The sequence below is a fragment of the Candidatus Paceibacterota bacterium genome, assembly GCA_035452965.1.
GTDB lineage: Bacteria > Verrucomicrobiota > Verrucomicrobiia > Limisphaerales > UBA8199 > UBA8199.
Window position 1 is genome coordinate 1 of sequence record DAOTCE010000060.1, and the last position, 11,570, is coordinate 11,570.

The window sequence follows — 11,570 nt, forward strand, 5'->3', positions numbered from 1 at the left end:
TCACGACCTCTTGTACCCGAAACAAGCGCGCTAGCCAGGCTACGCTACGCCCCGACATTGAGTAAGAGAGCCTGCCCGCTTCGAATGCGCTTTGCAACCTCGAAAATGCAGAAAATGGGAAGGCGGGCGCACGACAGGTTTCTTCGGAGTTGGCGACCGGCCTCTCATTAACACCCCGCTTCAGCGGGGTGGGGTGGGGGATGGTCTCGGCCTTGGAACCGCTTCAGCGGTTTATCCACCGCCGTAAACCGCTGAAGCGGTTCGGGGACTCGTCCGCGTACGACACCCCGCTGAAGCGGGGTGTTAATGAGAGACCTGCTGCGGTGTATATATGAAGCGATATACGAGAGGCCCGGATCTACGGCATGAAACCGCCCAAAACAGAAGACTGTCTTGCGTCCTGGCAAGGCCCAGTAGATTCACAGCGAAGGTAACCATGGAGGTTTTCAGACAGTCGCAAGGGCAAAGGCTATTTTGTTGTTGTTGGCCGCCATGAAGTGGTAGAGGCCGCTGAGGGTGGCTTGGCGGCGATTGGGCTTGGATCCACCCGCGCAAGGTCCGGCAATTGATGCTCAACTCCCGCGCCGCACGCTGGATCGTCCCGCCGTGGCGGTGATAGTGCTCGACGGGCGAGCGTTTGAAGGCTTCATCGTAGCTGGACCGCGATACCTTCGCTCGGCCCTCAATGGTGTTTGGGCTGCTTTCGTTCATGTTCGGTTTACCGTGCGTCACCTTGCCCAACGGTGTCCGGCAAACCGATACAGATCCAGGGCGGGGGCAATTCGCCATCACCCCCACCCTCTCCCTTGTCGGAGAGAGTCAGCGGCACCGAGACCAGTCTCGGACCTTCACGGCCCGGGCGCTGCCACTCTGTCAAGCTGCTGCTTGAGTCGCTTGACCACCTGGTCGTCCGGCGCCTCGCCCCGGTCCTTGAGCGCCTGGCGGGCGAGGTGTTCAAATCGCTGCTTAACCTTCTCGCAGCGGGCGGCGTATTCCTCACGCGTGATTTTGCCGCCCTGGAGGAACTGCGCGGCACGCTGGATGTCGGTCTTGGCCTGCTCCAGAGGCGTTTTCAACTCCGCCGGCAATCGCTCCGTCCCGCTTTGTTCCCGGGCGCGAATCCGGTCTTCGGGTTTGAGGCTGGAGAGCGGCAGGCGCAGGATGTGGCCGTTGGGGCGCTGCAGGAGAACCTGCTCACTCTGAACGCCGACGAGTTTGGCGGCAATGACTTTCCCGGCAAGGTTGGTCCACGTTTCTCCCCTGGCAGCGAAACCGGCGGCCAGAGCCGCCCAGACCCCGATTGCCAGCAGCAGTCTCATTGCACCTTCAGCCGGACCAATCCGCGCGGATTGGTTTGTGTGTCTATGAACAGCCACGAGTAGTAGCCGTCGCCGCGCCAGAACTTCTGGGACACTTCGTTGGTGGGGTTAAGCAGCAAGTCCAGTTCTTGCCATTGGGCCAGCGCCTCCGAGCCGAGGAGCTGGTAGGTCTTGGCCGTCACGCTGTAGAAGCCGACGCCAAACCGGTTGAGGCCTGGCCAATGGACAATCGCTTCCACCGACAGTGCATCCACCTCCCAGGTTGGGTCCGTCCCGGCAACGTATTCGTCGCGGTTGCTAAGGCCGTCGCCGTCGAAGTCATCCCCGGCCAGGATTTCGCTGATGCTCGCGTAGCGGCCCCCGGAGGCGAAGAGGATCATCTGCTCCCAGGTATCGGGCAGGCCGTCGTTGTCGGTGTCCGTGTCGCGGAAGAAGTTGAGTCGCAGTCGGCCGCCCGCAGCTCCTAGAGGCGGTGAATTGGTTGGGTCCATTACGACATATTCCTGGCTGCCGACGAGGATGGCGAACGCCGGGTGATCCTCGCGCCGGGCGGCGAAGGTCGCGTAAAGGTCACAGTTACCGTTGTCCAGAGGAACCTCGACGCGGTAATTCAGGCCCGGGCCAATGCACTCGTCCACATTCGCCCGGCCGCATTCACGGCCATTCACCCGGACAATCACCTGGACCTGGTCGGCGCGGGTGTAAGGCCAGCCGTAGGCATTGCGGACTTCGCCGTAGTAGGTGTAGGCAGGCAGCGGGAAGTCCGCCAGCGCGGGAGGCGGAGAGAGCAACAGGCCGATTAACAGAACCAGAGTGAAATGCTGAAACGCTGAAATGCTGAAACGCTGAGATTTCAGCATTGCCGCATTTCCGCTTTTCAGGGTTTCACTGTTTCTCAGCAGGAGGTTGGTTTTCATGGCAGGAGCAGAGAGTTCAGCATTTCAGTGTTTCAGCGTTTCTCATTCGCGGTCAATTGCCGGCGTACGAGTAGGTCTGGAAGAAGAGCTTGATGTCGCTGACGCCGTTGGTGCCGGTGGCGCCGCCGATGAACCAATCCAGCGCGTGCGCGCGGTCGTTGTTCAACGTGCCGGCGGGAATGATCAGCGCCCAGCGCGTGTTCCAGACCGAGCGCCCGACGAGGCGGGAGTTGGCGACCATCTCGTTGACGTTAAATCCATGATCGTGGTAGGCGCGCATCGAGGGGAAGCGACGCGCCTGCGCCCACTCGTCGCTGAGCGTGTCATAGATCGGAATCCAGTCCGGGTTGTCCAGGTCGGCAGGCCCGATCGGGAACGGCAGCGGGATCGCCTGGTCGAGCACCTGCCACTGGCGCAACGTGTCGCCCAGGCCGGTGGGCGAGCGCATGATGTCCTGGCCCAGTGGCAGCAGGTAAACGCGCGGCTGATTGGCGAGATAGACACCCTGCGAGCCGTCCGTGACGCAATCGTAGTTGCCGAACCAGATGCCCACACTCCGGATCTTGGTGGCGAAGTGCGAGGAATCGTAGGCGTTGTCTCCGCCCGCCAGGTCGCGTCCAAAGAAGTTCTTCGCGAAGTCAATGGTTGAAGTGAATGGAATGACCAGGCCTGGCTCGCGCTCCTCGAGGCCGCTCTGCGACGCGAAGGGGAGGCAGGAGCGGCGAAATTCCTGGAGAGCGAAGAGGTCGTCCACCCTGCACTCTTCGAGCTTCTGGCGCCAGAGAGGGTCGCCTACCGGGCCCGGCAGGATCCGGAACAGCTCGGTGCGGAGCGAGAACCGGCCTGTTTCGGTTTCGGGGTTGTTGAAGCCCAACCGGCCGCGAAGCACGCCCCAGTTAGCGTTCATGCGGGCCAGGATGTCTGCCAGGCCGGGCTCGCCGATGCCGGTCACCCCAAGCACAGGCTGGCCGTTGACCACGCGTCCGAGGGTCCGGGCTCGGACAATCCGGTCCATGAACTGCGTGCCTGGTGCCTGCGTGGTATCGGACGGGAGCAGGCCGGTTTCGTAGTCGTAGGCTTTCGCTGCTAGATAGGTGTAGCGAGCAGCCAGTTCAAAGGCATCGCTATAGCGGCGAAGGGCGTCATTGCGGAAGACGCGGAAGGCCATGTCATTGTAGCGACTGGCGGCAATCCGAGCAGAGGCTGAGGTGCGGAAGCTTTCGCGCTCCTGCAGCAGGCGTTCACCTTCGGCCACGACAGATTGAAAGGCAGCCTGGGCGTCGGAGGCTTTCTGAAGAGCCACCAGTAAAGCGCTGGCACTTTCGCGCTGGTTTCGGGCCAAGTCCACAATAGCCATGCGCATTTCCTGATCCTGAATGTGGAATGTGTCCTGTGCGATCTGGGTTTCAAGCAGGAGCTGCATGGTTTCAGACATTGCGTCCATGAGGTCACCTCTGGCACCAGCCCCCACCCAGAGGGACGCCCCGGCAAGTCCAGTCATCAGGGATACGAATTCAGTTTTCGGTATTGTACTCAACCCGACAGTCGCCTCGCCCCCCCTGGAGATTGCTCGAGCAGCGGCTGAGAGCCAAGTGTATGCGATGCTGGAGCTGTTGAGCCACGTGACATTGTTCCTCTGGTCCCGCATGGTGTCATACCACCCATTGTATTGGACGTACCAATCGAACCTATCCTTCAGTTCTTGCAGTTTGTTCTCGTAGGTTGTTTTGGCGGTCCGGAGTTCCAGCAATGCAACCAGGCAATCTCGATAGGCTCTCTGAATTTCGCCCTCCGCCCTGCGATCGCCACTCCATTCTTCGGGTTTGATGAGGAGGCCGTTCGCTGCGAGATGAAATGTTATATTGGTGCTCTGCAAGGGAACGGAAGCAAACTTTCCTCCTTCGAGTAAATCTGATGCTTTCAGGCTATTGGTGCTTACAGTGTTAGTGCCGATGTCAGTGCGCTTGTCGAAACCTAGCGCCTCCAAATCCATGTACATGAAGTGGAACAGGTCGGGGCCATCATAGCCTTGGGCGTAGGTGCCGTTGGTGCCGATGTCGTTGGCGTAGGGGTAGCCGAAGATTTCGATCAGGCGATGTGTGTAGTCCATTTCCTGATCTGCGACAGATTCCTCAAATTGGAGAGCACTCTCTGATTGTTGCCGCAACAATCGCACCGTCTCCTGGACGGCATCAAAGGTCGTGTGAGCGTTTGCCAGGGTGCCTACCGCCCGCTCGTACACCTGTTCGAAATGCGTCTTGCCGGCATCAATGTCAGCCGCGCTGATGTCGAATGGCACCGCCCCCCGGGCCAGACCGAGCGGATTGAGGCCCTGGTCCACCTGGTCCAGTTCTCGTTGAAGGGCGGCATATTGAGTGACGATTTCCCGCAGCGACTTGACTGAAGAGCGGTCGATACTGGTGATGTTACCTTCGATCGCCACATCCACCTTTGACGTAGACAGCAGCGACTGGGCGGCGGCCCAGTTGTAGAAGGCGCCCATGCCCGTTCGGCCAATCCATTCAGTCACGCCCCAGGCGCGATCCGGATCGGTATCCAGCCGGCTGGTATAGGCGGAGTCGGCGCTGTCGGTGTAGGCTTTGCGGCTGGCGCGGCGGGCCACTTCCAGCCCGGTGCGGGCCAGCGCGGCGGAGGCTTCGGCGAAGCGCGTCTCGTCGTCATAGTCGGCGCTGATGGTCTGGTAGTCGAGCAGCAGCGAGGTGATGGAAGGGTCGCCCCAGTTGAAGTAGGGATTGCGCAGGAGGTAGTAATACCCTTTCAGAGCGCTCAGGTAATGGCCATAGGCGTCGCCGTGGCCTTGTGGGTAGAGGCCGGCGGCGGTGTCGGCGGTAATGGTCACATTGTCCGAGCTGTGGATGTTGTAGTTAACCGCATAGGCGACTTCGCCAGCGTCGAGGCCGCGGGTGAAGTTCCAGAGCAGCCGGTTGTAGTAAGGGTAATTGCCCACACCGGGCGCCAGCGTGGGCGTGCCCCGGCCGCGCAGCAGCGCGAGTTCCTCGTCGAGGAGGGTGGGGACCTGGTTGGCGAAGCAGAACAGCGAGGACGAGAAGGCGCCGTAGTCAATCGGCAGTACCGCGCCGTTATTGATGACGGTGGTGCTCCCGAAGCCAATGGTTGGATCGAGCGCGTCGGCGAAGGCGTCATTGCCAAGCATCATGTAGAGCGCATGCAGGCGGCTGGCGGCCAGCAACAGTTGCTGGTTGACGGCGGGGCTATTGATTCCCAGGTCCAGGCTGAGCCGCCGGGCACGGTTGAGCACGGTCTGGTAGAGCTCGATCAGCCCAACATCATTGACCGCTTCCATGTTCAACGCGACGTCGCCGACGTATGGTCTGCCGGCCTGCTGGACCATGCTGACGTGCGTTTCGGTCGGGTTGCTGTAAAGGTCGCGCAACCGCTGCTCGAACGGATTGATGGAGAACATCACGCGTTGCACCCACCCTTCGGCCAAAGCAAAGTCGGCGTAATCGCTCCAGTCCGGACCGACGACCGCCAAGGCCGGCGAATTGGTGGTTGCGCGATACCGCACTGTGAAGAAGCGGTTGACGAGATCCTGGAGCGTCGCGCCCATGCCGCCGATCCGCAGCCGGGTGAGCCCATCTTCCTGGGCGAAGGGCAGCGAGGGATCGCCTGAGGGGAGGCTGGGAACGGTGCCATCGGTGGGCGGGTCCACGGCCACCCACTGGAACTCGAACAGATCGGCGTCGCCGGCGAAGCTCTCGCTGAAGAGAATGTTCATCTGTTCGGAGAGCAGGTTGAGGGGGTCCTTCAACGGGATGAGGAAACCCGTGTAGAGTTCCGGCAGCACTTTGATGACTGACAGTGAGATCGGCGCGCCAGGGGAAAGGTTGGTCGAGTTGTTGAAGGCGAGCGTGACGTAGCCCGCCCCGCGGCCGACCGCCCCCAGCGCCAGGTGGTCAAAGGAGTCGTTAGGCGCGACCTCGACGACATCCGTTGGGAACAGGTCGATGGCCGCGCACCAGTCGTTCGTCTTGGCTTCAACCGTGCAAATCGCCTTGAGTTCGTCGCGCTGTCGGGCGCTGAGGCGGTTGACCTGCAGCCAGGACTGGCCCGTCGCCGGCTCCATCAGCCGCCCAATAAAGCGGAGCTTTTTGCGTGGGGGATCGTAGTAGAAGCGGTCGCTCAAGTCGGGCGGCAGGTTCTGGAAGTAGGTCATGCCCTGCCGCGACAAGGTGTTGCCGTCCGGGCCACTGGTGAACCCATAATCGCTGAGCGGTTCAAGGAACTCCACGTCTCGCGCGACGGTTGGATCGAACAGCCTCACCGAAACGGCGGCCGGATCCCCCGCAACAACCGCCGATTGCTGGAATGCAATATCGACGCTGGCCTGGTTCCAAATCTCAGGCAGATACTCCCCGGCGCGGGTCAGGGTCTGCCCCACCTTCATTTCCGGAACGTTGGTTGGCCAGGAAAGTGTCCATCGCACCGGTTGCGGTGTACCATTGGTCGGGTTGGTGGCGCCATCGGGAAGCCACGGGATTGGGTTGCCTGCTGCCGGCTGCGTTGAGGCCTCGGGAAACCAGAAGCCGAGCTGCATCGGATAGTAGTTGGCCATCACCACCGCCGTGTTGGTTTCGCCCGGCCCGGACCCGACTGCCCACCAGGTGAGGTTCCGGTCGCGCCAGGCCCATGGCGTCGTGGCCGTCGTGGGCTCGGCGTTCAGCATCAGGTCCAGCGGACGCGGGCCGCGCAACGGATCGCCGACCACCGCCGAGTATTCAAAAGCCGGATACTGGGCGTTGGTGCGGATGACATGGAACACCCGCATCAGGGGATGGCCGGTGTCCGGGTCGGTGTAATTGACCAGCACGAACGGCGGGGATGACTGTGGGATGTTCAGGTCGTCGCGCAATGCGTAGGCCACCCAACCGCCCTGATCCTGGCCCATGAGCGCATGTTCCTCGTTCGGGTTGTAGCCGGGCAAACTGATATTGTTCTGGGCGTAGATGGACGCTGTATCGCCGGATTGGAATGCCGGTGAACCTTTGCCAGAGGCGAGTACAATCTCCGGCGCGTTGTTCACAGCCCACACATTGCTATACGCACAAGCCCAGGCAGGGAAATAGACCGGCTCGGGCATATCCGTTTGCTGCACCCGCTGCGCCCACCAAACTTCCAACCGGCCGCCGTTTACGCCGAAGATGTACGTCTCCGCGTTGGGCTCTTCGACCGTAGGATAGCGGTAAAGGGCGGCGTTGTATGGCGCGCGGACAGGCGGATCATCGCGGCCAGGCGGATCATAGACGTAACCGTGGTCGGGGGAGAACGCGGCGCCCACCGGCGTCGCGCCGGGCTGAACAAATGTTGCGTTGGTGAAGGAAGCGTGCCGTCCGCCCCCGGCCAGGTCCAAAAGCATTGCATTGGTTCCGTCGCTCTCGACCGGGTAGTAGGCCAGCAGGTTTGTCAGCACGTCGCCGGCCAGCGAGTGAGACAGCGCCAGGGCGACCTCGGCGGGAGAGAGTGCCTTGCTCCAGAGCCGGATCTCATCCAGTTGGCCTTTGAGGAAAAAGTTGGTTTCGACAACTGTTCCCCAACCGATCCGCAGCGGGCTGGCGTTGTTCTGGAGAGCCACAGTCTCAAAGCCGGCAGAGCCACATGCCTGGCCGTTGGCAAAGAGCGTCGCGCCGTTGCTGCTGACTGATAGCGCGGCGTGACACCACTGGCCGTTTTCCAACGCCACACCCTTCAGCTCAAAGAGCGTCGCCACTGCTGGGTTGGTCGTCTGCATCCAGGCTGTCAACCATCCGCTGCCGTTAACCCCCAGCATGAACTCCCAGGCGTTGGTGCCCCAGCTCCGGCTCAACAGCGGCTTGAGCTTGCCGTTGTTGGCGTTCGAGACCGCGAACCAGCATTCGACCGTAAATTCCCCGGGCAGGCCAGGGAAGTTCGTCACAGTCGCCGTACCTGCGCCGCCGTTGAATCGCAGCGCTTCCAGGCTCAATGCCGGCTGCAACTGGGCGCCGACCGGCCAACGCAGCGGGTCCGCCCCGCTAAACTGGTTGGTGTGATAGACGGAGCGCACCGCCTGGAACCACACATTATCGTTGGCCGTGAACTGCAAGAGCGAATAACCTTCGCTCGTGCTGTTAAACACGCCTTGAGCCGATAAATGGGCATGGCCGGGCGGTTCCTGCGCGTCCATCAGCTTGGGCGATAACGTCATCGAGGTCAGCACGTCGGCTCCGAGGCTGTTGGTCGAGCCGCGGACATAGGGCTGGGCGTCGCCGGGCCAGGCCGCCGCATACCAATCCACTTCATACGGCCACAGCGTGCCCATCGGGTCCGCCTCCTCCCAATACACCTCGATCATCCACGGCGCGGAAGTCGAGGGCCGGATGGCATAGACCCAGCCGTTCTTCGGGCTGTGCGTGTACTGGCCCTGGTGCTGATAGACGTAGGCCGGCGCGTCCAGGCCCCGCGTCACGTGCGCAACCAGCCCCCGGTCGCCGTACGGGCTATCTTCGGGCAGCAGGCGCTTGGAAACCCCCGCCTTGAGAGTATTCACTTGCGGCCGGCGCACTTCCACCACCACCACTCCGCCGGGCACCTGGTCCCTCAGATCACCGGTCTTGAAGTACTGCATGACCACCATGCCCTGCAGTGGATTGCCATTCGGATCGGGGCCGGGCGCGGCATGGAGCTGGCCGGAGCTGTCAACCATCAGGCCGCGCACCAGGCCGCTGCTGTTGGTTTGGGGGGCGGTGATGCTGTTGTTCCAGTGGAACTTGACGTGGCGGCCCTGCAAATTGATTGTCGGCGCGCCGTAGGGCGGCTCGGTCCAATAGACGCGGAACGGCCGTCCGGAGGGTGTGCCGCTAACCAGATACGTGCGCGTGATGTTGGTGTTGCTGGCCCCATCGGTGAACACCCAGGTAATCGTCACTTGCCCGCCGCCAATCGCATAGACTTGCTGGACTGAAGGCTCGTAGATGGCGTTTGCGGGGGAGATATTGGTTTGGCCCATGGCGGCCCAATTGATGAACCAATTCGTGCCCAACACTTCCGTCGGCGCTGCGATTTGATCGCCCAGGAAATAGTCCGGCCGGTTGCCGGTGACTACATGCCCGAACGAGCTGTAGGGCAGGGCATGGGAGGCCTGGTAGCCCGTTGGCTCATTGGTGCTCGCCGCGTCATAGACGTTATAGGGATACCGCCTGACGCCGGTGTCATTCGTGCGCACCACGGTGTTTCCGCCCGCGTTGATCGGCACGCTGGTCAGGTTGGTGCTGGCCCAGAGGTTCGGCGTGTTGGTGTTGTAGACCGGTAGAGGTCGGGTTGGAAATTGCACCCGGTGCCCGCCTATATCGGCAGCGAGAAGGGCGCTAGGCCACGCCCCCATTGCGGCCAGCGCCCACGCCAGGCCCAACCGCTTCAGCTTTCTCAAGTTCGGTGGCATAAGATTTCGTGCGATTAAAGATTAAAGGGAGCAACAGGTCATATAACGACGTCTCGTGTTCGTCGCCCGCCTCAGCTAATACTTGATGATGTAGTTCACGTAGGCGTTCTTCGGGCGCGTATCGCCGGCGTAACCGGGGTTCGCGGCAGTCTGGGTAGACCAAATAGAGCCACCGCCATCGTCATTGATCTTGAGGGGATGATCGGAGCCGGTCGTGCCCTGAAAGGAACGGTAGTGCTGGTAGAGATTCTTCTCCAGAGAGTGATAGTGGGAAGCAAGACCGTCGGATTGCACTGACCCGACGTTGTTACCAGCATTCCCTCCATTGCGAGCTGGGCGACTGGCGGCCTCGGGATCCTTCCATACGGAATCGTTTTGGCTTCCGTTTACTCCGCGCAGAAACATGCCGCGCAAATCCGGAAGGTTGAACGAGGTGCTCCCATTGCCAATTCCCCAGGCAGTTCCCACCTGGGAAAAGAGACGACTGTAAGTCGAGCGGCTCACCCATGATCCATCGCACAGCAGCCAGCCCGAGGGGGGAGGGACGGCATGGCCGCCAAAAGCCACAATCGTTCCCGGTGGGACAAGTTGGTCCAGCAATGCCTGAGCAAGGTTGTTGATGTTGATGTTGGTCAACCCTCCGCCGTTGCCGTTAAAGGTGTCCGCTGTCACGTCGCCAAGCGTCGTGAGCGATCCCACACTGGCCTTCTCGACTACCGTCAGCTCATTGTTGACCATGAAGTTCTGCCGTGGCGTCAGGTCGTGTGCCAGCATGGCGTAGGGCGAGGCGACGAAACGCTGCCGGGGGCGGATGGGCGTGGAGCCGACGACGGTGAGTTCCAGGTAGCGCTCGTCGCTCCCCGCGCTCGTGAACACTCCATAGAGGCTGACGTCCGGCGAGTCTGAGAGGGGGGCGCCTTCGGAAGACAGCACGACGTTGAACGCGCCGTTGGTGTCGGGGGTGATCCGGAACATGCGGCCCCATTTGATGCGATTGGTCTCGGTGAGGGTCGGGGAGTCCCAGATTCGGAATTGGACATCCGTGGGCATCGCGATTGGAGCGCCCTGGCCGTCGAGCAGGATGCCCTGATAGTTCAGGCGATCCGGCACCGCCTGCGCCAGCAGGCAGGGAACGCCGAGCCAGAGGGCCAGGGCCAGTAGGATGATACGTTGCGCCACCTTTAGGGCGGTCCGGGAGGTCTGGTGTTGATTTAGTTTCATAGCATTATCATGTGTTGCTGAATTCGAATTGGTTGATCCGTAAAGCATGCAAGTCATTCCGTGGAGCCGACTCGGCTCACGCGTTTCAAGGTGAAGGCCCCGCGCAGCGTGATCGGTGTGCGGCGGAGGTTCAGGATTTCCTGTTCATAGGTGCCGGTGACGGTCTCATCGGGCCGCCACAACGTCGCCCCCAGGCTTGGGTCCGGTTCAGTGTTCCAGGTGAAGTGGACCCGATTGGTGATGGTAAAGCCCTCTTCGCCTTCGTTTAACGTGCTTCCGTTCGGGCGTAGATTATCGTGGTCGGGGTGATAGACGTGTTTGAACGGGTTGAGCGGGTCGTCGTAATCAACCACGTATTCGCCCTCCAGTTGGTTGAGGAAGCCGGCGCCGTTCAAGCCGACCGGCGCAATGCGGCCGAAGGCGGCGGAGCCGACGCGGGTCACCACCGTGGCGCCGGCGGGAACGTTGGCCGCGTCGGTGTAGATGCGGTTGACGACGTTGCTGTTGGCATCCGGCAGCGCCGCGATGACCGCGCTGGAGAGCAGCTTGTTGTTGTCGCCGGTGCCGGCATGCAGGATCAACCGCAGCGGGAAGGCGCCGCTCGTCGGCAGAGGCGCCGTTGTAAATGCGCGCGCGGTTTCAGAAGGTTTTGAAATGGTTTCAGATGGTCTAGCC

The 11,570-nt window shown here is 61.6% G+C and carries 5 protein-coding genes; all 5 read right to left on the reverse strand.

Annotation, left to right across the window (positions count from 1 at the left end):
- Nucleotides 1-848: 848 nt before the first annotated feature.
- Nucleotides 849-1,319 carry a hypothetical protein gene (locus tag P5205_21945; GenBank protein ID HSA13025.1) on the reverse strand — a complete coding sequence of 157 codons (471 nt, stop codon included), beginning with the start codon at nt 1,317-1,319 and terminating at the stop codon, nt 849-851.
- On the reverse strand, nt 1,316-2,236 hold the full coding sequence (locus P5205_21950) for a thrombospondin type 3 repeat-containing protein (GenBank protein HSA13026.1): 921 nt from the start codon (nt 2,234-2,236) through the stop codon (nt 1,316-1,318). Before P5205_21950 ends, P5205_21945 begins: the two co-directional genes overlap by 4 nt.
- 52 nt (nt 2,237-2,288) lie before the next feature.
- The gene (locus P5205_21955) at nt 2,289-9,674 is read right to left on the reverse strand and encodes a LamG domain-containing protein (protein HSA13027.1); all 7,386 of its coding nucleotides are present in this window, start codon (nt 9,672-9,674) and stop codon (nt 2,289-2,291) included.
- A gap of 75 nt (nt 9,675-9,749) precedes the next feature.
- On the reverse strand, nt 9,750-10,895 hold the full coding sequence (locus P5205_21960) for a tail fiber protein (GenBank protein HSA13028.1): 1,146 nt from the start codon (nt 10,893-10,895) through the stop codon (nt 9,750-9,752).
- 53 nt (nt 10,896-10,948) lie between these two features.
- On the reverse strand, nt 10,949-11,570 hold a 622-nt coding region (locus P5205_21965; GenBank protein ID HSA13029.1), incomplete at its 5' end, for a hypothetical protein.